Below are 26116 nucleotides of genomic sequence, written 5' to 3'. Positions count from 1 at the left end.
TCTTCACTCTCTGGCCAGCGCGACCACAGGGTCGAGCCGGGCGGCATTGCGGGCGGGCAGATAACCAAACAGCACCCCGATCAGGGTGGAACAGGCAAACGCCATCAGGATGGAGAAGAGGGAGAACTGCATCTGCATCGCATCGACCAGGGAGGAGAACAGCAGGCCGATCAGCAAGGCGATGCCGACCCCGAGCACACCCCCGAGCAGGCTGACCATCACGGCTTCAATCAGGAACTGCTGCAAGATGTCGGACTGACGGGCGCCCACCGCGATGCGAATGCCAATCTCCCGGGTGCGCTCCACCACGGAGACCAGCATGATGTTCATGACGCCAACGCCGCCGACGATCAGCGAAATCACCGCGATAGCCGAGACCAGCAGGGTCAGGGTTGCTGTGGTTTTCTCTACGGATTTCAATATCTTGTCGCTACTGAAGGTGAAGAAATCCTTGCTGCCATGGCGTTGGCGCAGCAGGGCAATGACCTCTCGCTCTGCCAGGGCGGGCTGGATGCCATCCCTGACCCTCAGGGTTATCTGATTGAAATGGTTCTGGGAGATGAGACGACTCATCACGGCGCGATAGGGCAACCAGACGCTCACCGACTGGCTCGGTTGGCGAAAGCCGGTCTCCTCCTTGATGAGACCGATGATCCGCACCGGCAGGGTACCGATGAGCAGCACCTTGCCGATGGGGTCTTCATCGCCGAGCAAGCCCTTGATGGTGTCGGCATCGACCACGGCCAGGGGTGCCCTGTCCAGGCTGTCGCGCTCGCTGAACAGGCGGCCACTGACGAGTGTCATGCCCTTGACCCGGAAGAAGTCGCTGCTGACGCCGTTGACGGTGCCGCTCTTGGTCTGATTGCGATAGCGCAGCTGCACCGAGGTGGAGAGCTGGGGGCTGGCCCCCTCCAGATAGGGTTGTCCCTGCAGTGCGCGCAAGTCGCCCTCGTTGAGGGTGCGTATGCTGGCAGCCTGCTCATCTCCCCAATCCTTGCCGGGGAAGACGTCTATGGTGTTGGTGCCCATGGCGTTGATCTCGCCTATCACCTTGGCGCGGGCGCCCTGACCCAGGGCCACCACGCTCACCACGGCGGCGATGCCGATGATGATGCCGAGCATGGTGAGAAAGGTGCGCATTCGGTGAGCCATCATGGCATGCAGGGCCATGCGGGCGGCTTCGCGGTAACGATCCAGCCCCTGATTGCCCAAGGCCTGGGGCATGGCCTTCAGGGCAGAGGCCGTCTGCTGCGGGCTGCCGCTGTCGCTCTGCACCTGGCCATCCTTGAGGGTGATGATGCGATCCGCATGGTCCGCCACCGCCATGTCATGGGTCACCAGTATGATGGTGTGACCCAGGGCATGGAGCTCCTTGAGGATGGCCATCACCTCCTTGCCGCTCTGGCTGTCCAGTGCACCGGTCGGTTCGTCGGCCAGGATCACCTCGCCGCCATTGGCCAGGGCGCGGGCGATACTGACCCGCTGCTGCTGTCCGCCGGAGAGTTGGCCCGGAGTGTGATGGCTGCGATCGGCCAGCCCCAGCCGGGTGAGCAGCGCCTTGGAGCGAGCATGGCGATCCCCCTTGGCCATGCCGGCATAGACGGCGGGGATCTCGACGTTGGCGGCGGCGTCCAGATGTGGCAGCAGGTGATAGCGCTGGAAGATGAAGCCGAAGTGATGGCAGCGCAGCCGGGCCAGGGCCAGGGCGTCCAAGTCCGCTGTCTCCTGACCGCGAAACAGATAGCGCCCCTCGCTGGGTCTGTCGAGGCAGCCGAGCAGGTTCATCAGGGTGGATTTTCCCGACCCCGAGGCGCCGACAATGGCCACCATCTCCCCGGCGTGGATGGACAAGTCCAGCGGGTGCAGCACTGTCACCTCCTGCTCCCCGCTCAGGTAGCGGCGACTGACGCCTCGCAGTTCAATAAGCGGAGCGTCGCCGGGGGCCTCATTGCGGGAGGCCATCATGACATCTCATCCTCTTCCTCATGGCCCTCATCCCCGGTTGCCTTGGGGGCCTCGCCAATCACCACCTTGTCATGCTCGGTGAGCCCCTCCAGCACCTCGACCTTGATATCATCCTTGAGCCCGGTCTTGATGGTACGGGGCTCGGGGGTGTCACCGCTTAACAGCTGTACTTGATACTCGCCCGGCGCCAACTGTTTGCCGAGGGCGGTTCTGGGAATGGTCAACACGCCCTTGCGCTCGCCAAGCACTATGGTGACCTGGGTGGTCATGGCGACCCGCAGGGCATGGTCGGGGTTGGGCACATCGAACAGGGCATAGTAGTAGACGGCAACATTGGTGCTGCTGGTGCTGGTCGTTGCATCGTTGACATTGGTTGGTGCCAGTTCAACGGTGCGCAGCTTGGCCCGGTAGCGGGTATCGGGATCGCCAATCAGGGTGAAGTAGACCGGCATGCCGGCGCGCACCTTGCTGACATCGGCCTCGGAGATCTGCGCCTTGACCGTCATGATATCCAGATTGGCGAGCTTGAGCAGGGTGGGCACCGTCTGGGTGGCCGCCAGGGTCTGGCCCTGACGGGTGACGATGGAGACGACGGTGCCATCCATGGGGGCCTGGATCCGGGTATAGCCGAGCTGGGTGCGGGAGCGCTCGACCTTGATGGCGGCACTGTCGATGTTGGCCTGGGCGTTTTGCAGCTCGGCCCGGGTCACGGCGAGCTGGGCCTCGGCGTTTTCGAGGTCGGCCTTTGAACTCGCCTGCTGGCCAAACATCTGCTGCTGGCGGCGATAGGCGAGTTCGTACTGCTTGAGCTGTGCCTGCTTGATCCTGAGCTGCGCCTGGCTACTGGCGAGCTCGGCCTGGGCCGTCTTGAGATCGTTCTGGGCGATCAGCGGGTCTATCTCGGCCAACAGATCCCCCTGTTTGACCTGCTGACCATTCTCGACCAGCAGCCGGGTGACCTGACCCGAGACCTGGGCACCCACATCGACCTGTTCCACCGCCTCCAGGGCGCCACTGGCGAGCACGGCATCTTCGATGTCCTGGCGGGTGACCGATGCACTCAACAAGGGTTCGGCAGCCTTGCCCGGCCATAGCAGCCAGATGGAGAGAGCGACCAGCAGGGCGGCCATCAGCCAGCGCAGCGGGGGAGTGAGGGGCATCTTCATCGTGAATCTGGCATCCATGAACGCGGGGGAGACAAAAGGAGACATCCTGCCGCAAAAGGCGGACAAAAGACAACTGGGATCCTGTAACAAAGCTTGTCAACTCAGGGCGCAGGAGGAGAAGCCTCCCGTGGGGAGGCGCTCTTCATGGGGCAGGGATGGCGAAGCGCGCCAGCCTGATATGGCTGACCCGCTGGGTGCGGGTCAGCGCCGGGTAGCAGGGCACTTCGCCTGAAGAGTGGGGGGCCGTCAGCTGGGTTGGCTGAGGCTGGTCAATCAGCCTTGGCTTAGTTGGGCGGTGAGCCAGGGGAGCCCTTGCTTCTTGCGGCTCACCACCCCTGGCAGAGTCACGGTGTGTTGCGGCAGCTGCGGCAATGCCCTTTGCGGGTGAGGACAGGCGCTGATCCGGCTCGCCCCTTCGCCGAGATCCGTCACCATCAGCACATAGGCATCCAGGTCATCGGTGGTCACTCGTTGCGCCATTTCGGCCTCGAGCTCCGCCATCAGTGGGGTTATCTGAGCCTGACTGCCGACCTCTATCTGGCTCATCACCAGATTGACCCCTGCCACCTGATAACCCTTCTCGTCCTGACGCAGCAACTGGGCGGCGCTGAGTCCGCTGAGATCCGTCTTGGCCACCAGCAACTGCTGGCCAAACTCGGCCAGGCTCAACCCGGCAAGGGGAGCCAGTCGCTGACAGGCTGCCTCATCCTGGGGGGTGGTCGTCGGGGAGGTGAGGCAGAGGGTGTCGCTCATGATGGCACCAAGCAAGAGACGGGCCTGGGGGCGGGTCACCTGGTCGAGCAGGCTCAACACTATGGTGGCCGAGCAGCCTACGGCGCGGATCCAGGCATCGAAGGGGGCCTCGGTGCGCAGGGAGCCGAGTCTGTGGTGATCCACCAGACCGATGATGTTGGCGCGGGCCAGGCTCTCGGGCCCCTGCTCGAAGTCGCTGAAATCCACCAGCCAGACATCCAGACCGTCCAGCTCCTGGGTCAGCAGGGCAGGGCTCTTTATGCCGGCGCACTCCAGAATGAAGCGGGTCTCGGTGCGCAAGGAGCCCAGGCGCCAGGGAGTGGCGGGACGCCCCTGGCCGTTGAGCCAGTCTGCCAGTACCAGGGCACTGCAGATGCTGTCACTGTCGGGATTGCGATGGCCGAATACATGGATCATGAAAACCTCGGGCTGGATGCGCTTAAACAAGATAGGCCATCAGCATATCATCCCGGCGCTGTGACGGGGATGGATCCTGATGCGGGATGATGCGCGCAGGAGAGGGGTCTGCTTGGAGACCTGGACTTTCCCTTGCAAAGAGGCAGCAGAGGATCCCGCGTCGCGCTGCATCAAAGGAGTTGGCTATCGAAGGAACCAGCAATCAAAGGAGCCAGCTGTCGAAGGAGAAAGAGGCATTGCGTTGCTTGCCGGAATGGCTGGTGCTGAACGCCAGCACGGAAAAGAGTGGGGCTGGCCTGATCCACCCCAGGGTGAAACAGGACAGGCCATGGAGAGGTCCGCTCTGCTTTCATCTTGGAGGGATAGGTGGCTAGCCCCAGGCTAGCCGGTTGGCAGGTTGCAGGATCAGGCCTGCAGCAGCTCGCGGGCGTTGGCCAGGGTGTTGTCGGTGATCTGATCCCCCCCAAGCAGGCGGGCCAGTTCGTTGAGGCGGGCCTTGTTGTCGAGGGCGCTCATCCTGGTCTCAGTGGTTTTGCCGTCGGTGTGCTTGCTCACCACCATGTGCTGATGGCCATTGCCTGCCACCTGGGGCAAGTGAGTGACCACCATCACCTGGGTAGATTCGCCAAGCTGGCGCAGCAGGCGACCCACCACGGCGGCGGTAGGGCCGCTTATCCCCACGTCCACCTCATCAAAGATCAGGGTAGGGGTGGCGACCTTGCGGGCACTGATCACCACAATGGCGAGGCTGATGCGCGACAGTTCTCCCCCCGATGCGACCTTGCCGAGCGGCTGCATAGGCTGGCCCGGGTTGGTACTCACCACGAACTCGACCCTGTCTATCCCCAAGGGGGAGAGGCTGGCGTTGGCATCGGGCTTGATCTCGATGGCGAAACGGCCATCGGTCATGGAGAGCTCCTGCATGCTGGCCGTGACCTGGGTGGCCAGCTCGGCACCATAGCGCTGGCGGCTCTGGCTCAGGGCATCGGCAGCTTGCAAGAAGGCGAGGCGGGCCTCGGCCAGTTCAGCCTCCATCCCCTCGAGGCGTTGTTCATCCGAGTTGAGCCGTGCCAGATCACTGGCCAACTCCTGATGGTAATGGGCCAGCTCGGCGGGTTTGACATGATGTTTGCGGGCCAGATTGATCGCCTTGGAGAGGCGCGCTTCCAGTTCATTGAAGCGCTCGGGATCCAGCTCCAGCTTGTCCAGATAACCACGCAGCTCGCTATGACTCTCCTGTACGCCGATGAGCGCCTCATTGAGCATGCCGAGCACAGGGGCGAGTCGGGCATCCATGTTGACCAGACCCTCTGCTCTGTCTACCGCGATCTGCAGCAGGCCGGCGATGGTGGTCTCCTCGTTGTCATAGAGCAGATCCAGACAGAAGCCGCACTCCTGCATCAGCTCGGTGCCGTTGGCGAGGCGCTGGTGCTCCTCCTCGATCGCCTCGAACTCTCCGGATTGCAGGGCGAACTCATCGAGCTCCTGCACCTGATACTCGATGAGCTGGCGACGAGCCTCCCGCTGTTGTTGCTCGGCCTTGAGGCGATTGAGCTCGTTTTGCAGTTGACGCCAATGCTGGTAGTGGTGGCGAACGTCCGCCAGCAGCAGATGGTGACCGGCATAGCCGTCGAGCAGGGCGAGCTGGTAGTCGGGTTTGACCAGCAACTGATGAGCATGCTGGCCGTGTACGTTGACCAACAGTTGCCCCAGGCTGCGCAGCTGGGTCAGGGGCACGGGCACACCATTGACATAGCTGCGTGAACGCCCCTCGGCCGAGACCACCCGTCGCACTATGCACTCACCCTCGCTCTCCAGCTCATTGCCAGCCAGCCAGGCACGGGCCTGGGGGTTACCCTCCAGCAGGAAGCGGGCGCTGACTTCGGTCTTGTCATTGCCGGGGCGCACCATGGCCGCCTCGGCACGCTCGCCGAGACAGAGCCCCAGGGCATCGATGGCGATGGATTTGCCCGCCCCCGTCTCCCCCGTGATGCAGGTCATGCCGGGTTGCAGATCGAGCTCGAGAAACTTGACGATGGCGAAGTTGTTGACGGTCAGTTGGGTCAGCATGGTCTCATCCTGTCTGGGCCAATATTACTGTGTATGCATCCAGTATATACTGGTCTTATATACAGTAAAGAGGGGTGGCGGATTTTTCGTCCCCAGGGCTAATCCAGGCGGTGAGGCTGTCATGCCAAGAGGGGGGGATCGCCTCCTTTCCTCCATCCTTCATCACTTCTTGAAAAAGGCGCTTGTCGCGCCGGGATCGCTCGGACACACTCATTGACATGCTTGGTCCCTGTGGGGGCTGGGGCGCCAGGACTGCTGACCAAGGATGGGCAGCGATCCTCATCAAGGATGACTCATGACAATCCACACCCCGACGCTACTGATCATCTCTCTGGCAATCAACCTGATGGCCGCTCTGCTCATGCTGTTCATCCATCGACTCAAGCCGGGGCGGGGCAACTTCCTGCTCTGGTCCCTGTCGGCGTTTCTGTTCTCCTTTTCGATACTGCTGCTCTGCCTGGGAAGCATGACGGGTTATGTGGCACTGGGGCTGTTCTGGGGCGGCTTTACGTCTCTGATCTGTGTGCTGCTGTTGCTTGCAGGCTTCTACGCCCTGTATGACAAACCCTTGGATACGAGGAGCGTCCGGGGTTTTGTTGCCCTCTTCCTGTTCAGTTATCTGGTGCTGGCGAGCCAGTTTGATGTGCGCTTGGTGCTGGCTCTTATCGAATCCGTGATCTATCTGTGGTGCGCCTGTCTCATCTTCTCCCTGAGTCAGACCCAGAAGCGGGTGCTGCATACCGTTTCCTTCATCTATTTGATCCATTTCGTGATCCTGTTGAGCCAGGGGATAGCCCTGCTCGCTCAGGCATTCGGCCCGGATCAGCACGCCAAACAGTGGCTGCTCGACACCATCTTCTTCATGCACATGGTCTTGACCATAGGGTCTGTGCTGCTGTTGCCCCTGGTGGCCTACGTCCAGACCGAACAGGAGCTGCTGGCACTCTCCGAACGGGACCCCCTGACCGGTGTGCTGAATCGACGGGGTCTGTTCAAGCTGGGAGAGCGCCATTGTGCGAGTCAGCCGGATGGGGTGCTCTGCGTGGCGGTGCTCGATATCGATCACTTCAAGCAGGTCAACGACAAGTTCGGCCATGGCTGTGGCGATCATGTGATCCGCTTCGTGGCTCAGACATTGATGGCCGAGATGCGCAAGGATGATCTGGTGGGGCGGATTGGCGGCGAGGAGTTTGCCATCATAATGCGGGGAGTGAACGGTCGAGACGCCTTTTCCATCTGCGATCGCATTCGTAGTCAGATAGCGCTTGGCGCCAGTCAGGGGCGCTGTCTGCCTTGCGACGCAGTGACCGTGAGCCTGGGCGGGGTATGCGCCCATGGTGAGGTGGATTTGGCGCAGTTATTGGACCGGGCCGATGAGGCCATGTACAGGGTCAAGTTGGCGGGACGCAATGGCGTATTTTTTCAGCCGGAGACAGAGCCGCTCAGGCTGGTCGAGTCTGGCGAGGGATAGTGCGGCTCAGGGCCATGGGGCCTTGAGCCAGCTTTCTCTCTAGAACAGCTTGCTGCCCCAGCCGAGTTTGTTGCGCAGCACGTGGAAATAGCTGTAATCCAGCGGATGGACCAGATGCAGCTTGTGGCTGCTCTTCTTGATGAGGATCTCGTCCCCCGGTTGCACCGCCAGGGTCACCTGGCCATCGCAGCTCACCTGCATGGCATCGTCCTGGTTGTCGGGGGAGACCAGCAGCCGCACCTCGCTGTCGGCATCCAGGACTATGGGGCGGCTGCTCAGGGTATGGGGGAACATGGGGACCAGGGTGATGGCGTTGATCTTGGGAGTGAGAATAGGGCCCCCTGCCGAGAGGGAGTAAGCGGTGGAGCCGGTCGGGGTCGCGACTATGATGCCATCGGCGCGCTGGCTGTACATAAAGCTGCCATCGATATAGACCTCGAACTCTATCATGTGGGCTATCTTGCCCGGGTGCAGTACGGCCTCGTTGACCGCCAGATTGGCAGACTTGCGCTCCCCATGGCGATAGACGGCTGCTTCCAGCAAGAAGCGGTGCTCGCTCTTGAAGTGGCCCGAGAGCACCTGCTCCAGCGGCACCAGATAGTCCTGAGGCGAGAGGTCGGTGAGAAAGCCGAGATTGCCCCGATTGACCCCAATCACCGCCACGTCGAAACGCGACAATACCCGGGCCGCCCCCAGCATGTTGCCATCTCCGCCCACGACGATGGCGAGATCCGCCTGCTCGCCGAGCTGCACCAGATCCATGACGCTGTCATCCACTATGCCGAGGGTCTGGGCCACCCGGCTCTCGATCAGCACTCGAAAGCCGCGCATGCTGAGATACTGGTGCAGGCCGCTCAGGGTCTGGTTGGCGCCTTCGTGATGAGGCTTGCCGATGAGGGCGATGGTGTTGAAGGGGGAGTCCATCATAGGGTCGGGTGCTGAGTGGATTTGGCTGCAGTATACCTTGATTTGCTTCCCTTTTGTCTGCCCGCACGCAAGATGCTCCCGGCTCGTCATGGTCAAGCCAGCGGCTGGACAGCCGGTCAATAGCCCGTCTGTGGGCAGAGAGTCGCCCTGTTTGCCCGAGGCAAGTCCGGCTGGGGGCCATGCCGCCGGGCCTGGGAGCGAACCTGTCTGGCGCGCTTGCCGTATGGGCGCCCTGCCAGCAAGAGGGATGATGCGCGCTGCCCGGTTCGGTCGATTTCGGCCACAGGCAGGGTCTGTAAAGGTCAGATGATCGCGTTTACCCCTTGAAAGCGGGGGATGCATCCCCATAATAAGCGGCAATGAACGAAGTAACCCTTAATTGGAGATGTCATGAACCACGAAGAACAAAAGGTTGAAGCGATGGAGCAAGTCGACACCCAGCCAGTCGAGCCGACCGATGTAGACAGTGAAGTGACAGCCGAGCAGGTGCGTATCGCCGAGCTGGAGGCCCGACTGGCCACCCTCGAAGCGGCCGCAACCGACGAGCGTGAGCGCGCCATTCGTGCCGTCGCCGAGATGGAAAACCTGCGTCGCCGTGCCGCCCTGGACGTCGAGAAGGCCCATAAATTTGCCCTGGAGAAATTCGCCACCGAGCTGCTGCCGGTGCTCGATAACCTGGAGCGTGCCATCGATCTTGCCGACAAAGAGAACGAGGCGCTGGCGCCGATGATCGAAGGGGTCGACCTGACCCTGAAGTCCATGCAGAGCTCGGTGGCCAAATTCGGCCTGGTGGCACTGGATCCCACCAACCAGCCGTTCGACCCCAATGCCCATCAGGCGATGAGCATGATCGAGAATGCCGAGCTGGCGCCAAACACAGTGATGGCCGTGATGCAAAAAGGCTACGAGCTCAATGGTCGCGTCATTCGTCCGGCCATGGTGATGGTCTCCAAGGCCCCTGCCTGATCCCCGCGCCATTGCCGAGCCCGCCGCGAGGCGGGCTTTTTGTTGGCTGGCGGCCAGCCAAGGGGGGTCGGTTGCATGAGAAAAGCCGCTGGTTTTTTACATTCAGCCCTTGAAGCTGAACGACCAGACCCCATATAGGTGACAAGGTACGGCGGTAGCAAGAATTTGCTACCGGGAGCTTGAAAGCACATTGCTTAGCCCCCACCTAGCCGTTAACGCATTAAGGCGAGCGCTTCGCCTGTTTAATCTAAGTATTTGGAGATTCGTCAAATGGGTAAAATCATCGGTATTGACCTGGGTACTACCAACTCCTGCGTCGCCATTCTGGATGGCGACACTGCTCGCGTGATCGAGAACGCAGAAGGCGATCGTACTACTCCGTCCATCATTGCCTATGCCGATGATGGCGAGATCCTGGTTGGTCAGCCGGCCAAGCGTCAGGCCATCACCAACCCGAAGAACACCCTGTTCGCCATCAAGCGTCTGATCGGTCGCCGTTTCGAAGATGAAGAAGTGCAGCGTGACCTGAAGATCATGCCGTACGCCATCGCCAAGGCTGACAACGGTGACGCCTGGGTAGAAGTGAAAGGCAAGAAAATGGCACCGCCGCAGATCTCTGCCGAAGTGCTGAAGAAAATGAAGAAAACTGCCGAGGATTACCTGGGCGAGCCAGTGACCGAAGCCGTTATCACAGTACCGGCCTACTTCAACGACGCCCAGCGTCAGGCTACCAAGGATGCCGGTCGCATCGCCGGTCTGGACGTCAAGCGCATCATCAACGAACCGACCGCTGCGGCATTTGCCTACGGCGTGAACAAGGTCAAGGGTGAGCGCAAGGTTGCCGTCTATGACTTAGGGGGCGGTACCTTCGATATCTCCATCATCGAGATCGACGAAGTGGAAGGGGAAACCACCTTCGAAGTGCTGGCGACCAACGGTAACACCCACCTGGGTGGTGAAGATTTCGACAACCGTGTCATCAACTATCTGGTAGACGAGTTCAAGCGTGAGCAGGGCATCGACCTGCGCAACGACCAGCTGGCCCTGCAGCGTCTGAAAGATGCCGCCGAGAAAGCCAAGATTGAGCTCTCTTCCGCCCAGCAGACCGACGTGAATCTGCCGTACATCACCGCAGATGCCACAGGTCCGAAACACATGAACATCAAGGTGACCCGCGCCAAGCTGGAATCCCTGGTGGAAGACATGGTGAAAGACTCCCTGGAGCCGGTTCGCACCGCCCTGAAAGACTCCGGTCTGGCGGTTGGCGAGATCGACGACGTCATCCTGGTGGGTGGTCAGACTCGTATGCCTATGGTGCAGAAGACTGTGGCTGACTTCTTCGGCAAAGAGCCGCGCAAAGACGTCAACCCGGACGAAGCCGTGGCCATGGGTGCTGCCATTCAGGGCGCGGTACTGTCCGGTGAGAAGACCGACGTGCTGCTGCTGGACGTCACCCCGCTCTCTCTGGGTATCGAGACCATGGGTAGCGTGATGACGGCGCTGATCGAGAAGAACACCACCATTCCGACCAAGAAGTCCCAGGTGTTCTCCACTGCCGAAGACAACCAGTCTGCCGTGACCATTCACGTGCTGCAGGGTGAGCGCAAACGCGCCAGCGACAACAAGTCTCTGGGCCAGTTCAACCTGGAAGGCATCCGTCCGGCGCAGCGCGGTCTGCCGCAGATCGAAGTGACCTTCGACATCGATGCCAACGGTATCCTGCACGTCTCTGCCAAGGACAAAGAGACCAACAAGGAGCAGAAGATCACCATCCAGGCTTCTTCCGGTCTGTCCGACGAAGAGATCGAACGCATGGTACGCGAGGCGGAAGCCAACGCGGCAGAAGACAAGAAGTTTGAAGAGCTGGTGCAGACTCGCAACCAGGCTGACGGTCTGGTCCACTCGGTCCGCAAGCAGGTCACCGAAGCCGGTGAGGCTCTGCCCGCCGACGACAAGACCAAGATCGAAACTGCACTCTCCGAACTGGAAGCCGTCATCAAGGGTGACGACAAAGCGGAAATCGAAGCCAAGCAACAGGCTCTGATGGAAGCGTCCCAGAAGCTGATGGAGATTGCCCAGCAGCAGGCCCAGGCGCAAGGCGCCGGTGCCGATGCCGGTCACTCTTCCTCTTCTGCCAAGGCCGACGATGACGTGGTCGATGCCGAGTTCGAAGAAGTGAAAGACGACAAGAAATAAGCCACACCCAGATGGGCAGAGCCCGCTCTGCCCATCGGCTTAATCATTGAATTTACGGGCGTTGGGTGACCAACGCCCGTCTGCATAACTGCTGACAACGCAATAGGATGAGTATGTCAAAGCGCGATTTCTATGAAGTGCTCGGGGTGGCCAAGGGTGCCGACGAGCGCGAGATCAAGAAGGCGTACAAGCGTCTGGCGATGAAGTTTCACCCGGACCGCAATCAGGGTGATGCCGCATCCGAAGAGAAGTTCAAAGAGGTCAAGGAAGCCTATGAGATCCTGACCGACGAAAATCTGCGGGCCCGCTATGACCAGTACGGTCATGCCGGCGTGGATCAGAGCCAGGGTGGCGGTGGCCACGGCGGCTTTGGCGGCGGTGCCGATTTCGGCGATGCTTTCGGCGATATCTTTGGCGACATCTTCGGTGGTCGCAGTGGCGGTGGCCGTCGTGGCCCGGCCCGGGGTTCTGACTTGCGTTACACCATGGAGCTGACCCTGGAAGAGGCGGTGCGTGGCGTCTCCAAGGAGATCAAGGTGCCGACTCAGGTGCACTGCGAGGTCTGTAACGGATCCGGTGCCCACACCGGCAGCCATGCCCAGACCTGTCCGACCTGTCATGGTGCGGGCCAGGTGCAGATGCGCCAGGGCTTCTTCGCGGTACAACAAGCCTGTCCGCACTGTCATGGCCGCGGCAAGATCATCAAGGATCCGTGCCGCAAGTGCCATGGGGAAGGGCGCTATCAGAAGACCAAGACCCTGTCGGTCAAGATCCCGGCTGGGGTCGATACCGGTGACCGCATCCGTCTCTCCGGCGAAGGGGAAGCGGGAGAGTCCGGCGCACCGGCCGGGGATCTCTACGTGCAGGTGCATGTCAAAGAGCACGGCATCTTCGTGCGCGATGGCAACGACCTCTACTGCGAAGTGCCTATCAGCTTCACCGCCGCCGCCCTGGGGGGTGAAATTGAAGTGCCGACCCTGGATGGCCGAGTCAAGCTGAAGGTGACCTCAGAGACCCAGACCGGCAAGATGTTCCGGCTGCGCGGCAAGGGCGTCAAGTCCGTGCGCTCCGGTCAGGTCGGCGATCTGATGTGCAAGGTAGTGGTCGAGACCCCGGTCAAGCTGACCGAGTCTCAGAAAGAGCTGCTGCGTCAGCTGGACGAGTCGTTCAGCGGCGCCGCCGCCAAGACCCACAAGCCGAGATCGGAAGGCTTCTTCGAAGGGGTGAAACGCTTCTTCGACGACCTGACCCGCTGAGTTCAGCCCCGTTGACAAAAAGAGCCGGCCCTTGTGCCGGCTCTTTTTTTGCCCGCGTTTCGCCTCGGATCCGCCCTATTGAGTGGATCCCGATGAGGGATCCACTTCACAACTCCCGCCAATTCATTCTGTACAAATGTTATCCCGCTCACACTGCAGCTGAAACGGTTTAGCTGGCATATTGAGTTAGCTAAAGCGGTTTAGCTATGCTCTGCTCGTCCATAACAACAGCGCCCGGACGGGCGGCAGATGACAGGTGAGGAAGATGACGATGTTCAAGAGCAAATTGGCGTTGGCAGTGGCGCTGGGATTGGGGATGAGCGGCCCGCTGTGGGCGGCCGAGGGCGGTATAGAGGCCCGGCTGGCGGCGCTGGAGGCGCGGGTGCAGGCGGCAGAGTCCCGCGCCGCCGCTGCCGAAGCGCGGGCTGACCAGGCCAAGAGCAAGGCGAGCGAGGCCCGGGAGACAGCCGTGGTGGCCAAGGCCCAGAGCGAGAAGGTGGACAAGCAGACCGCCGGCGCCCAGGGCTTCGAGTTTCACGGCTACGCCCGCTCTGGTCTGCTGGCCAACAGCAACGGCAACGGCGGGCGCGGCGGCCCTTATGTGACGCCGGCTGGCTCTGTGGGCGGGGCCGTGGGTCGCCTTGGCAATGAAGACGACACCTACATGGAGGCGAACCTGCTCAAGACCCAGACCTTCGCCGATGGCAGCTGGGCCCGCTACAAGCTGATGCTGGCGGACGGGGTGGAGACCAGCAACGACTGGACCGCCAGCGATTCCAACCTCAACACCCGCCAGGTGTTTGCCGAAATCGGCAATCTGGCGAGCTTCAGCGGCCCCTTCCAGCACTCGGTGCTCTGGGCGGGCAAGCGCTTCGATCGGGACAACTTCGACATCCACTGGCTCGACTCCGACGTGGTCTTCCTGGCCGGGACAGGGGGCGGCGTCTACGACGTGCAGCTGGCCGACAGCTGGAAGGCGAACTTCTCCCTCTACGGCCGCGACTACGGCGACATCAGCGCCAGCGATCTCTCGGACATCGAGAGTTACATCCTCACCATGAACAACAGGTTCGGCAACTGGCAGTGGATGCTCAGCGGTCTCTCGGCCAATGACAACGAGGCGCGCATCAATGACGGTGGCAAGGGAAGCGAGGCGGCCGACAAGGGGGCGCACACCCTGCTGGCCTACCACGCCGACAGCTTCTTTGGCATCAATCCCGGCTTCTCCAAGGCCGCCGTGCTCTACGGCCATGGCCTGGGGGCCGAGCTCAAGGGACTGGGCTCCGACAGCGAGCTGCTGTCGGATGCCGACGCGGTGCGGGTGGCGGTCTTTGGTGCCACCGATCTCAACCCGCGCTGGCGTTTTGCTCCGGCCCTGCTGGCGGAGCAGAGCCAGGATCGCTACGTGAAGGGGGACGAGTATCAGTGGCTGACCCTCAACACCCGGGTGGCCCAGGTGCTGAGCCAGAACGTCGAGCTGGTCTACGAGGCCGCCTGGCAGTACATGGACTTGGATCCCAAGGGCTACAAGGGACGCCAGGCGGTGAGCGGCAACTTCACCAAGCTCACCTTCGCCCCCACCTTCAAGGCCCAGACCGCCGGCTTCTTCGAGCGGCCCGAGCTGCGGGTATTCGCCACCTGGATGGACTGGTCCTCCGAGCTCGACAACTACGCCAGCGACGACGCCATGGGCCAGAGCGACTTCACCGCCGGTGGTGAGTGGAACTTCGGCATACAGATGGAAACCTGGTTCTAGTTCGTTATCCCGATCACAAAAATGGCAGACGGCGCCGGGATCTGTTGGTTAGCTAAAGCGGTTTAGCTGATAATGCCGATCAAGAGAACAGAGCCCGGCTCTGGCAGTGGATCCGATGCAGCAGTGGAGTAGCAAGGTGGGGAATCGTGTGTGGGTAATGGGGGATGCGGTGGTGGATCTTATCCCGGAAGGTGAGTTGCACTACCTCAAGTGTCCGGGCGGTGCCCCCGCCAACGTGGCGGTGGGAGTGGCGCGGCTCGGCGGTGAATCGGCCTTTATCGGCCGGGTCGGTGCCGATCCCTTCGGCCGCTTTATGGCCGATACCCTGGTGGCAGAGGGCGTCGATATCCGTCATCTGACTCAGGATCCGGCCCACCGAACCTCCACGGTGCTGGTGGCGCTCGATGAAGAGGGGGAGCGCAGCTTCACCTTCATGGTGTGCCCCAGTGCCGACCAGTTCCTCGAACCGGCTGACTTGCCCCGCTTTGAGGCCGGTCAGTGGCTGCTCAGCTGCTCCATTGCGCTCGCCAACGAACCTGTGCGCAGCAGTTGCCTGCAGGCCATGGCCGCCATCAAGGAGGCGGGAGGACGGGTCTGCTTCGACCCCAACCTGCGCCCCGAAGTGTGGGGCAACCCCGCCGAGATGCTGCCGCAGGTTAGCGCGGCCATCGCCCTGGCGGACGTGGTCAAGCTCTCGGTGGAGGAGCTGCAACTGCTGAGCGGCGAGGATGATCTGGCCGCGGGACTCGCCACCCTCTCGGGCCCGGACCTGGTGCTGGTGACCCGGGGGGCGGCCGGTGTGGTGGCCCGCATAGGTGGCGATCTGCTGGAGTGGGTGGGGCAGAAAGTGACCCCGCTCGACACCACGGGGGCGGGAGATGCCTTCGTCGCGGGTCTCTTGGCCGCGCTGGCAGAGGGGGATCGGTTGCCTGCCTTGAGCGAGCTGCCCGCCATCCTGGCTCAGGCTCACGGCTGCGGGGCGCTCGCCACCACCGCCAAGGGGGCCATGACGGCGCTACCCACCCGCACCCAGCTAGATGAATTTTTGCGATCGAGCGCAAGCGGCCGTTGATCTGCGGCTAGAAGCCCGGCTCAACAGCCCCTACTCTCATGTGACAAGGGCCCGCCAGACGGTGGGTCATAAGAGGAAGATTATGAATATCAGTGCGATAGCCAAGGATCTGGTGCCCCTGCTCGGGGGCAAGGAGAACATCGTCAGCGCCGCTCACTGCGCCACCCGGCTGCGGCTGGTGCTGGCGGACGACAGCAAGGTCAACAAGGCCGCCATCGACAAGCTGGACGGGGTCAAGGGGTGCTTCAGCAACGCGGGTCAAATTCAGGTGATCTTCGGCACCGGTCTGGTCAACAAGGTCTACGCCGAGTTTGTCACCCTGACTGGGACCGGCACCGCCAGCAAGGCGGAGCTGACCGACCTGGCGACGGCCAAGCTCAATGTGGCCCAGCGGCTGGCGCGGACCCTCTCCAACATCTTCGTGCCGATCATTCCGGCCATCGTCGCCTCCGGCCTGCTGATGGGGCTGCTCGGCATGGTGCGCACCTACGGCTGGGTCAATGCCGACAGCGCCCTGTTCGTCATGCTGGACATGTTCAGCTCGGCAGCCTTCATCATACTGCCGATCCTGATCGGCTTTACCGCGGCGCGCGAATTTGGCGGCAACCCGTACCTCGGGGCGACCCTAGGGGGCATCCTCACCCACCCGGCACTGACCAACGCCTGGGGCGTGGCGGGGGGCTTCAAGACCATGGACTTCTTCGGGCTGGATGTGGCCATGATCGGCTACCAGGGCACCGTCTTCCCGGTGCTGTTGGCGGTCTGGTTCATGTCGCACCTGGAGAAACAGCTGCGCAAGCGCATCCCGGACGCCCTGGATCTCATCCTCACCCCCTTCTTGACCGTCATCATCACCGGCTTCGTGGCGCTGCTCTTTATCGGCCCGGCGGGGCGGGTGCTGGGGGATGGCATCTCCTTTGGTCTGAGCGCCCTCTATGAGCAGGCTGGCTGGCTGGCGGGTCTGGTATTCGGCGGGACTTATTCCCTTATCGTCATCACCGGCATCCATCACAGCTTCCACGCCATCGAGGCGGGGCTGCTCACCAACCCGGCCATAGGCGTCAACTTCCTGCTGCCCATCTGGGCCATGGCCAACGTGGCCCAGGGCGGCGCTTGCCTCGCGGTCTACTTCAAGACCCGGGATGTGAAGATCAAGGCCATTGCCGTGCCGGCCGCCATGTCCTGCCTGCTCGGCATCACCGAGGCGGCCATCTTCGGCGTCAACCTGCGCTACATCAAACCCTTCCTGGCCGGTCTGTTCGGCGGTGCCTGCGGCGGCGCCTACGTGGTGGCGGCCAAGGTGGGGATGACGGCGGTGGGCCTGACCGGCATTCCGGGCATGGCAATCGTCCAGCCCATGAGCCTCATCCACTACATCATCGGACTGGTGATCGCCTTCGGTGCCGCCTTCGCCGCCTCCTACCTGCTCAAGTACAAGGTGGAGTGATGAAGGACGCTTATCTCCTCAACCAGATTGTCCGGTCCCTGCTGGCCGGACAGCTCAAGGCGGCGGCCGATCCCCATAGGCCCCGCTGGCATCTGGCAGCCCCTGTGGGGCTGCTCAACGACCCCAACGGTTTCATCGAGCACGACGGGCGCTACCACCTCTTCTACCAGTGGAATCCGCTCGGCTGCGAGCACAGCAACAAGGGCTGGGGCCACGTCACCTCGACCGATCTGCTGCACTGGCAGCACGAGCCGGTGGCGCTCTTGCCCACCGAGGCCTATGAGAGCCACGGCTGCTATTCTGGCTCGGCGGTGAGCGACGAGCAGGGGCGGCTGACCCTCGTCTACACAGGCAACGTCAAATACCCGGATGGCAGCCGCACCGCCTTCCAGTGCCTGGCCCGCGCCGACGGTGAGGGCGGTTTCGACAAGCTGGGCCCCGTGCTCGATCTGCCCCAAGGCTACAGCGGCCATGTGCGCGACCCCAAGGTGTGGCACGACGGCAAGCAGTGGCTCATGGTGCTGGGGGCCCGCACCCTGGACGACAAAGGTGAGGTGCTGCTCTATCGCGGCGACGCGCTTGATGCCTGGACGCTGGTGGGCCCCATCGCCGGCAGCGGGCGCGGTGGCCTCGGCGACTTTGGCTATATGTGGGAGTGCCCGGACCTCTTCCCCCTGGGGGATCAGCATGTGCTGATCTGCTGCCCCCAGGGGATTGCCCCGGTGGGGGAGTATTACCGCAACCTCTATCAGTGCGGCTGGCTGGCGGGGGATTTCGACGGCGAGCAGTTCGAGCACGGGGCCTTCCACGAGCTGGACAGGGGCTTCGAGTTTTATGCCCCTCAGAGCACCCTGGACAGCCAGGGGCGGCGCCTGCTGTTCGGCTGGCTGGGACTGCCGGAGGAGAACGAGATGAGCCAGCCCACTGTCGCTCACGGCTGGATCCATCAGATGAGCTGCCCGCGGGAGCTGTTCTGGCAGGATGAGTGGCTCTGCCAGCGGCCGGTAGGGGAGCTCGCGGCATTGAAGGGGGAGCTGACCCGCTTCGAGGGGACGCTCGGTGAATTTCCGGGGCTGGCCATCGACTCGGCCTGGCTTGATCTGGCGCTTGGCGGTGAGGGCAGCCTCTGGTTCGGCGCCGTGGCCGAGCTGGTGTGGCAGCCGGGGCGCATCACACTGCGGCGCCAGAACTGGCAGAGCGGGGCCTGGGAAGAGAGGGCCACCCCCTGGCTGGGTGGGCGGATCACAGTGCTGTGCGACAGCTCCAGCCTGGAGTGTTTCATCGATGGCGGCCGCCACAGCCTGTCAGCGCGCTACTTCCCCGGGGAAAAGCCGCAGCTATCGGCAGGGAATGCGGGCGGGGGCTGCAAAATTTGCCTCGATCACTGGCCGCTGGCGGCTTGCCTAGTACAATAGCCCGTTGCTAGTCAGCCGGGAGGCCAGGTGGAGAAGAAGAAACGGATCACGATTGCCCAGATAGCCGAACTGGCGGGGGTATCCAAGGCCACCGCCAGTCTGGTGCTCAACGGCAAGAGTGCGGAGTACAGGATTGCCGACGATACCCGCAAGCGGATCCAGGCGGTGGCGGATGAGTGTCACTACCAGCCGAGCTTTCATGCCCGCTCCCTGCGCGAGACCCGCAGCTACACCTGGGGGCTGGTGATCCCCGATCTCACCAACTTCGGGTTCGCCAGCATAGCGCGCGCCCTCGAGGCCCACTGCCGGGAGTCGGGGATCCAGCTGCTCATTGCCTGCTCCGAGGATGATCCCACCCTGGAGCAGCGGGTGGTGGACAACCTCATCAGCCGTCAGGTGGATGGCCTCATCGTCGCCTCCAGCGGCCACAGCGACGACATCTATGCCCGCATTCACGACCGCCTGCCGGTGGTGCAGCTCGACCGCCATATCGGCCAGTCGCGTCTGCCCATGGTCATTTCGGATGCCTGCAAGGCGACCGCCGAGCTGGTGCAGGACATGGCCCGCGAATGCGGGGAGGAGATCTACTACTTCGGCGGCCTGCTGGATCTCTCCCCCAGCCGCCACCGGCTGGCGGGCTATGAGCTGGGCCTGCACCGCGCCGGGCTGGAGGCGCCACAGAGCCAGGTGCGCCATCGCGACTATCAGCCGCGCTCCGGTTATCAGCTGATGGCCGAGCTGGTGGCCGAGCTGGGGGCGCCCCCCCGCGGGCTCTTTACCGCCTCCTTCACCCTGCTGGAGGGGGTGCTGCGCTACCTCAACGAGGCGGGGCTGATGGAGACGGGCATGCGGCTCTGCACCTTCGACGATCACGATCTGCTCGACTGCATTCCCATGCGCATCGACTCCGTGGCCCAGGATTGTCCGGCCCTGGCCCGGGCCGCCTTCGAGCTGATGCAGCAGCTGATCGCGGGCAATCCCCCCCCACAGACCGCCCAGGTGATCCTCCCCAGGGTGCGCTGGCGCAGCCGCCGATAACCCGTCCTGGGTTTCAAGCCTGATGGTTCTCAACGTCCCCTGCGCTGCCGTGCAGGGGACGTTCTATTTTGAGCATCCTCCCTTCAGTGCCAATTGATCTCGTATGAGGCTTTTCAGCCGGTCCGACATGGATGGGCCGCCTCTCTGGCTCCGTCATGCGTGGATCTTCTCCTTTGCACATCAACCAAATGCGCCATTAAATCAGGTATTGCTAATTTAATGGCTGACGCTAAAATGCCCTTAACATTAGTAAATTCTAATTTAACGACCAAGCATTGCATGCAGGATGAGCGCGGCAAGGCGTTAATTGAGGCGAGCAAGGTTCATTGGGTTGTGTGGCCACGCTAGACAGTGGGGCCGTGAGGAGAGAGCAGTCCGGTGGACGCTATGCTTCGCGTCATCGGTTCAGGATGAGGAGTTGAAATGATGGCAAACCCGTGGTGGTTATCCCTGGCCGGAGGCATGCTGATTGGCCTCTCCGCTCTGCTGTTGCTGCTGTTCAATGGCCGTATCGCGGGGATCAGCGGCATCTTCGCCACCGCCCTGCAGAGCCGGCAAGCCTGGCGCTGGCTGTTCTTGCTGGGGCTCATGCTGGGAGGGCCTCTCGCCGCCATGCTGGGGCTGGCCCGCTTGCCCGATTTTGCCGCCTTGCCAGCCTGGCCTCTGGTGCTGTTGGCGGGTCTGCTGGTGGGGGTGGGCACCCGGCTCGGCAATGGCTGCACCAGCGGTCATGGGATCTGCGGTCTGGGGCGGTTATCGATGCGCTCCCTGGTCGCGACCCTCACCTTCATGGCGAGCGGCATTGTTACCCTGTTCGTCACCCTGCATCTGTTGTGAGGAGTCGATGAGATGAGCAATCTGATCAGTCTGTTATCCGGTCTGCTGTTTGGGCTGGGGCTCGTTGTCTCCGGCATGGTGGATCCGGCCAGGGTCATGGGTTTCCTCGACCTGTTCGGTCAGTGGGATCCCAGCCTTGCCTTCGTGATGGGGGGCGCCTTGCTGGTGTTTGCGCCCGGTTATGCCTGGCTTGTCAAACCCCGCCGCCAGAGCCTCTCTGGCATGCAATTGCCCGCGCCTCCCGCGGGACGAGTCGATGCCCGTCTGGTTGGAGGGGCGGCGTTGTTCGGGGTTGGCTGGGGTCTGCTCGGCATCTGTCCAGGCCCCGGCCTTGCCCTGCTCGGCGTGACAATGCTGGGCACGGAACAGCCTCTCATCGCCCTGTTCGTGCTGGCCATGGCCGTGGGCTTGCTCGGCGTCGATCGTCTCCTGGCGGCTGGTGCCTGATCCCTGTCGCAACCAGCTCCTTCATCACTTGCTGAGCCCGGTCGCCCCAGACGGCACCGGGCTGTTATCATGGCTCCTCGACTGACAGAGAGGATACCCTCATGCCCCTTCGCTTGCTTATTTCTGACTCTTTCGATCCCTGGTTCAACCTCGCGGTGGAGGAGTGCATCTTTCGCCAGATGGATGCGGGCCAGCGGGTGCTCTTCCTGTGGCGCAACCAGGATACCGTGGTGATCGGCCGTGGCCAGAATCCCTGGAAGGAGTGCAACACCCGCCGCATGGCGCGAGACGGCATCAAGCTAGCCAGGCGCAGCAGCGGAGGCGGTGCCGTCTTCCATGATCTTGGCAACAGCTGTTTCACCTTCATGGCGGGCAAGCCCGAGTACGATAAGAGCATCTCCACCGCCATCGTGCTGGCGGGATTGGCGTCTCTGGGCATAGAGGCATTCGCCTCGGGGCGCAATGACCTGCTGGTCTCGACCCCGGAGGGAGATCGCAAGATATCGGGCTCGGCCTACAGAGAGACTCAGGATCGCGGCTTTCACCACGGTACTGTGCTGCGCAGCGCCGATCTGGGCCGCCTTGCCGACTACCTCAACCCCGACCCCAAGAAGCTGGCTGCCAAGGGGATAAGCTCGGTGCGAGGCCGGGTCGCCAACCTGAGTGAACTCGGCGCAGAGATCACTCATGAGCAGTTGGTGGAGGCGCTGAGCGAGGCCTTTTTTGACCACTATGGCACTCGGGTGTTGCCGGAGTTTATCTCCCCGAGCCAGCTGCCGGATCTGCCCGGTTTCCCGTCGCAATTTGCCCATCAGGGGAGCTGGGAGTGGAATTTTGGCAAGGCGCCAGCCTTCAGCCATACCCTGAGCGAGCGCTTTGTCTGGGGCGGGGTCGAGTTGCATTTCGATGTGACGCAGGGGCAGATCAGCGGGGTGCAACTGTTCAGCGACAGCCTGGATCTGGCGCCTCTGGAAGCCCTGGCGCAGGGCCTGCAAGGGAGCGTTTATCGGCCAGAGGCCTTGGCTCTTCTCGGGCAGAGGCTAGTGGCCGAGTATCCTCATGCAGAGCCGATGCTCAGGGAGCTGATGGCCTGGCTGGTGCAACAAGTCCGTTAATCTGGTTGATACGAGCGACGCACCGGCTTTACTCGATGGCCTAGCAGGCCTGCCAAGGCCTGCCCGGCAGGATAAACCGGCAAGTTTAACGAAACCCGCTGGGCACTAGCCCCGGTTGATAAAACAAGACGGCGGGCACATGGCCCGCCGTCTTGGTCTCTGTTCGCCGGTTTATTGTTTGCGTAGCCGAGTCAGGATCAGTTTGCCCCCTTGTTGTTCTGCGTGAAAGCTGACCGTATCGCCGACGGTGAGCCCCTGGAGCTGCGCGGGATCGGCCAGGGTAAACACCATGGTCATGGGCGGCATCTTGAGGTTGGTGATGGCCTCATGTTTGATCCCCACCTTGTGATTGGCCGCATCGATGCGGCTGATGACCCCCTTGGTCATCACCCTCTCCGTCATCTCGTTCATGTCCTGCATGTCGCTCATCTGGCTCATGTCATGACCCTCATGGCTCATCATCTCTTCGGCTTGCAGACCGGTGTGGGTGGCAAGGCCGAGCAGCAATGTCAGGGTCAGCGTCTGGTAGTTCATGATCTTGTCCTCGTCGTTTATTCGCGAAAGTCTGAATTGATCGGTGCGGAGGGGGGCAGCCGGTCAAGGCTGCGGCTGCGCCACAGGTAATAGGCGGCGGGCAGTACCAGCAGGGTCAGCACCAGTGCGCTCACCATGCCGCCTATCATGGGGGCGGCGATGCGCTGCATCACCTCCGAGCCGGTACCCTGGCTCCACATGATGGGCAGGAGGCCGGCGATGATGGTGACCACCGTCATCATCTTGGGACGCAGGCGCAGGGCCGCGCCCTGGATGACGGCCCTGTGCAGCCCGGCTCTGTCCGGCTTGCCTTGGGCAACCAGCTCATCCCAGGCGTGGTTGAGGTAGACCAGCATCAGCACCCCGGTCTCCACCGCCACCCCGGCCAGGGCAATAAAGCCCACACCCACCGCCACCGAGAGGTTGAAGTCGAGCAGCCAGAGGGTCCAGATACCGCCGACCACGGCGAGTGGCAGGGTGATGAGGATGAGCAACACCTCCTGGATGCGGCGAAATGCCAGATAGAGCAGCAGCACTATGATGGCGACCGTGAGCGGCACCACATAGGTGAGGCGTGCCTTGGCCCGCTCCATGTACTCATATTGCCCGGACCAGTTGAGGGAGTAGCCGGGGGGCAACACCAGCTCCTCGGCGACTTGCGCCTTGGCATCGGCCACGAAGGAGCCGATGTCCCGGTTTCTGATGTCGATATAGACCCAGCCACCGAGTCGCGCGTTTTCGCTTCTGAGCATGGGGGCCTCGTCACTGATGTAGATCCGGGCCAGGTCTGCCAGGGCGATGCGCTCCCCCTTGGGGGTCACCAGGGGCAGCAGCGACAGACTGGCCACCGAATCGCGATAGCTCTGGGGATAGCGCAGGTTGATGGGGTAGCGCTCGCGCCCCTCAATGGTTTCACCCACCTCCATGCCGCCGACTGCGGTGGCGAGCACCCCCTGCACCTCGGCGATACTGAGGCCATAGCGAGCGGCCTTCTGCCGGTCGATGTCGACCTTGACGTAGCGGCCCCCCGCCACCCGCTCGGCGTAGACGGAGGCGGCCCCTTCTACCTTGCCGACTATCTGCTCAAGCTGCTGGCCGAGTTGCTGGATCACCTTGAGATCGGGCCCGGCTATCTTGATGCCGACCGGGGTCTTGATACCGGTGGCCAGCATGTCGATGCGAGTCTTGATGGGCGGCACCCAGGCGTTGGTGAGACCGGGGAAGCGGATCAGCGCGTCGAGCTCTTCTTTCAGCTTTTCCGGGGTCATGCCGGGGCGCCACTGATCCCGGGGCTTGAGCTGGACGCTGGTCTCCATCATCACCAGATCTGCGGGATCGGTGGCGGTGTCGGCGCGTCCCGCTTTGCCAAACACATTCTGTACTTCGGGCACGGTGCGAATGAGCTTGTCGGTCTGCTGCAAAATCTCCCGCGCCTTGCCCACCGAGATATTGGCCGCGGTGGTGGGCATATACATGATGTCCCCCTCATCCAGGGGCGGTATGAACTCCGAGCCGAGATAGTTGAGCGGCCAGAAGCCCGCCACCGTTACCGCTGCCGCTACCATCAGGGTGGTTTTCGGGCGCGCCAGCACGGCACCCAGCAGCGGAATATAGCCCCGGGTCAGGGCGCGGTTGAGGGGGTTGGCCTGCTCCGGCAGCACCTTGCCGCGAATGAAGTAACCCATCATCACGGGAACGAGGGTGATGGCCAGCGCCGCCGCCGCCGCCATGGCATAGGTCTTGGTGTAGGCCAGCGGATGGAACATGCGCCCTTCCTGGGCCTCCAGGGCAAACACCGGCAAGAAGCTCATGGTGATGATGAGCAGGGAGAAGAAGATGGCTGGCCCCACCTCTATGCTCGCCTGGGCTATCACCTGCCAGCGGTTCTGGTCGGTGAGCCGGGTCTTCTCCAGGTGCTTGTGGACGTTCTCTATCATGACGATGGCACCATCCACCATGGCGCCGATGGCGATGGCGATGCCCCCGAGCGACATGATATTGGCGTTGATCCCCTGCAAGTGCATGATGATGAAGGCCACCAGTATGGCGATGGGCAGGGTGATCACCACCACCAGCGAGGATCTCAGGTGGAACAGGAAGGCGAGACAGACCAGCACCACCACGGCGAACTCTTCCAGCAGCTTGCCGGAGAGGTTGTCGATGGCCCGCGCGATAAGATCGGATCTGTCATAGACGGTGACCACTTCCACCCCGGCGGGCAGGCTCTTCTTCAGATCGGCGAGCCTCGCCTTGACCCCGTCGATGGTGTGCTGGGCATTCTCGCCGTAGCGCATCACCACTATGCCCCCCACCACTTCTCCTTCGCCATTGAGTTCGGCAATGCCGCGTCGCATCTGCGGACCGATGACCACATCCGCCACATCCCCCAGCAGCAGCGGGGCGCCACGCACCAGGGTGCCGAGCGGGATCTGCTTGAGATCGGCCACGCCCTGGATGTAACCACTGGCGCGCACCATGTATTCGGCCTCGGCCATCTCGATGACGGAGGCCCCCGTCTCCTGGTTGCCCTGCTCGATGGCGGTCTTGATGAGGGAGAGGGGAATGCCGTAGGCCCGCAGCTTGTCCGGGTCGACCCGCACCTGATACTGGCGCACCATGCCGCCGACCGTGGCTATCTCGGCGACGCCGGGCACGGTTTGCAGCTCGTACTTGAGAAACCAGTTCTGCAAGGAGGTGAGCTGGGCCAGGTCATGCTGGCCGCTCTTGTCTTGCAGGGCGTACTGATAGACCCAACCCACCCCGGTGGCATCCGGGCCTAGCTGTGGTTTGGCCGAGGGGGGCAGCGTGGCCGTCACCTGACTCAAATACTCCAGTACTCGGGCGCGGGCCCAGTAGAGATCCGTCTTGTCATCGAACAGCACATAGACAAAGGAGTCGCCGAAGAAGGAGTAGCCGCGCACCGTGGTGGCCCCCGGTACCGAGAGCAGGGCCGTAGTGAGCGGATAGGTGACCTGATCCTCCACCACCTGGGGCGCCTGACCCGGGTAGGGGGTCTTGATGATCACCTGGACGTCGGAGAGATCCGGCAAGGCATCGACCGGGGTCTGCTTGACTGACCAGAGCCCCCAGGCGGTGAGCATGGCGGTGAGCAGCAGCACCAGGAAGCGGTTGCCGATGGACCAGCGAATAATGGAAGGGATCATGGCCTGGCTCCTCCCTTATGGCGTGCAGGCAGCAGAGCATGGGGGTTGGCAAAGCAGCGAATAATGGAAGGGATCATGGCCTGGCTCCTCCCTCTTGGCGTGGC

At 62.5% G+C, this 26116-nt stretch carries 19 protein-coding genes; 12 read left to right on the top strand and 7 right to left on the bottom strand.

The window, feature by feature from the left end:
• Nucleotides 1-3: 3 nt before the first annotated feature.
• The 4 genes from M2367_RS07960 to recN all read right to left on the bottom strand — a co-directional run bounded on the left by M2367_RS07960 (nucleotide 4) and on the right by recN (nucleotide 6371).
• Complete coding sequence (locus tag M2367_RS07960; protein ID WP_157014027.1) at nucleotides 4-1962, bottom strand: MacB family efflux pump subunit; 1959 nt, start codon at nucleotides 1960-1962, stop codon at nucleotides 4-6.
• Nucleotides 1962-3125 (bottom strand): efflux RND transporter periplasmic adaptor subunit, encoded by a 1164-nt coding sequence (locus tag M2367_RS07955; protein WP_259236364.1) that lies wholly within the window; start codon nucleotides 3123-3125, stop codon nucleotides 1962-1964. Before M2367_RS07955 ends, M2367_RS07960 begins: the two co-directional genes overlap by 1 nt.
• 279 nt (nucleotides 3126-3404) lie before the next feature.
• Complete coding sequence (locus M2367_RS07950) at nucleotides 3405-4301, bottom strand: DHHA2 domain-containing protein (protein WP_224432487.1); 897 nt, start codon at nucleotides 4299-4301, stop codon at nucleotides 3405-3407.
• Between the two features lie 405 nt (nucleotides 4302-4706).
• Entirely contained in the window at nucleotides 4707-6371 is a 1665-nt protein-coding gene (gene recN / locus M2367_RS07945) for a DNA repair protein RecN (protein ID WP_042042687.1), read from the bottom strand.
• Nucleotides 6372-6666: 295 nt separating this feature from the next.
• Between recN and M2367_RS07940 the strand changes: the two genes are divergently transcribed.
• Nucleotides 6667-7842: a diguanylate cyclase gene (locus M2367_RS07940; protein WP_224432488.1), complete on the top strand. Its 1176-nt coding sequence runs from the start codon at nucleotides 6667-6669 to the stop codon at nucleotides 7840-7842.
• 39 nt (nucleotides 7843-7881) lie between these two features.
• Here the strand turns inward: M2367_RS07940 and nadK are convergent, their stop codons facing one another.
• The gene (gene nadK, locus M2367_RS07935) at nucleotides 7882-8766 is read right to left on the bottom strand and encodes an NAD(+) kinase (protein ID WP_042042704.1); all 885 of its coding nucleotides are present in this window, start codon (nucleotides 8764-8766) and stop codon (nucleotides 7882-7884) included.
• 393 nt (nucleotides 8767-9159) lie between these two features.
• Between nadK and grpE the strand changes: the two genes are divergently transcribed.
• The 11 genes from grpE (at nucleotide 9160) to M2367_RS07880 (ending at nucleotide 22314) form a co-directional block, all read left to right on the top strand.
• Nucleotides 9160-9735, top strand: a complete 576-nt coding sequence (grpE, locus tag M2367_RS07930; protein WP_042042685.1) for a nucleotide exchange factor GrpE — start codon at nucleotides 9160-9162, stop codon at nucleotides 9733-9735.
• A 270-nt stretch (nucleotides 9736-10005) separates the two neighbouring features.
• The gene (gene dnaK / locus M2367_RS07925; RefSeq protein ID WP_259236363.1) at nucleotides 10006-11931 is read left to right on the top strand and encodes a molecular chaperone DnaK; all 1926 of its coding nucleotides are present in this window, start codon (nucleotides 10006-10008) and stop codon (nucleotides 11929-11931) included.
• Between the two features lie 113 nt (nucleotides 11932-12044).
• Nucleotides 12045-13187 (top strand): molecular chaperone DnaJ, encoded by a 1143-nt coding sequence (gene dnaJ, locus M2367_RS07920; protein WP_042042683.1) that lies wholly within the window; start codon nucleotides 12045-12047, stop codon nucleotides 13185-13187.
• Nucleotides 13188-13452: 265 nt separating this feature from the next.
• Nucleotides 13453-14943, top strand: coding sequence for a carbohydrate porin (locus M2367_RS07915; protein WP_259236362.1), 1491 nt, complete (start codon nucleotides 13453-13455; stop codon nucleotides 14941-14943).
• A gap of 115 nt (nucleotides 14944-15058) precedes the next feature.
• Nucleotides 15059-16015 (top strand): aminoimidazole riboside kinase, encoded by a 957-nt coding sequence (locus tag M2367_RS07910; RefSeq protein ID WP_259236361.1) that lies wholly within the window; start codon nucleotides 15059-15061, stop codon nucleotides 16013-16015.
• An 82-nt stretch (nucleotides 16016-16097) separates the two neighbouring features.
• Nucleotides 16098-17462, top strand: coding sequence for a sucrose-specific PTS transporter subunit IIBC (locus M2367_RS07905; RefSeq protein ID WP_224432491.1), 1365 nt, complete (start codon nucleotides 16098-16100; stop codon nucleotides 17460-17462).
• Complete coding sequence (locus tag M2367_RS07900; protein ID WP_259236360.1) at nucleotides 17462-18877, top strand: sucrose-6-phosphate hydrolase; 1416 nt, start codon at nucleotides 17462-17464, stop codon at nucleotides 18875-18877. Before M2367_RS07905 ends, M2367_RS07900 begins: the two co-directional genes overlap by 1 nt.
• 27 nt (nucleotides 18878-18904) lie before the next feature.
• Entirely contained in the window at nucleotides 18905-19915 is a 1011-nt protein-coding gene (locus M2367_RS07895; RefSeq protein WP_259236359.1) for a substrate-binding domain-containing protein, read from the top strand.
• 423 nt (nucleotides 19916-20338) lie between these two features.
• Nucleotides 20339-20752: a YeeE/YedE family protein gene (locus M2367_RS07890; protein WP_259236358.1), complete on the top strand. Its 414-nt coding sequence runs from the start codon at nucleotides 20339-20341 to the stop codon at nucleotides 20750-20752.
• Between the two features lie 12 nt (nucleotides 20753-20764).
• Nucleotides 20765-21199, top strand: a complete 435-nt coding sequence (locus M2367_RS07885; protein ID WP_259236357.1) for a DUF6691 family protein — start codon at nucleotides 20765-20767, stop codon at nucleotides 21197-21199.
• Between the two features lie 101 nt (nucleotides 21200-21300).
• Nucleotides 21301-22314 carry a lipoate--protein ligase gene (locus M2367_RS07880; protein ID WP_259236356.1) on the top strand — a complete coding sequence of 338 codons (1014 nt, stop codon included), beginning with the start codon at nucleotides 21301-21303 and terminating at the stop codon, nucleotides 22312-22314.
• 171 nt (nucleotides 22315-22485) lie between these two features.
• On the opposite strand, the gene M2367_RS07875 is transcribed toward M2367_RS07880, so the two are convergent.
• Both M2367_RS07875 and M2367_RS07870 read right to left on the bottom strand, forming a co-directional pair.
• Nucleotides 22486-22848: a copper-binding protein gene (locus tag M2367_RS07875; protein WP_259236355.1), complete on the bottom strand. Its 363-nt coding sequence runs from the start codon at nucleotides 22846-22848 to the stop codon at nucleotides 22486-22488.
• 17 nt (nucleotides 22849-22865) lie between these two features.
• Complete coding sequence (locus tag M2367_RS07870) at nucleotides 22866-26012, bottom strand: efflux RND transporter permease subunit (protein ID WP_259236354.1); 3147 nt, start codon at nucleotides 26010-26012, stop codon at nucleotides 22866-22868.
• Nucleotides 26013-26116 lie beyond the last annotated feature (104 nt).

The sequence above is a fragment of the Aeromonas sp. BIGb0445 genome (assembly GCF_024809075.1).
Lineage (GTDB): Bacteria > Pseudomonadota > Gammaproteobacteria > Enterobacterales > Aeromonadaceae > Aeromonas > Aeromonas rivuli.
Note: the sequence above shows the minus strand (reverse complement) of the source record. Positions and strands in the feature narration are given on the sequence as shown.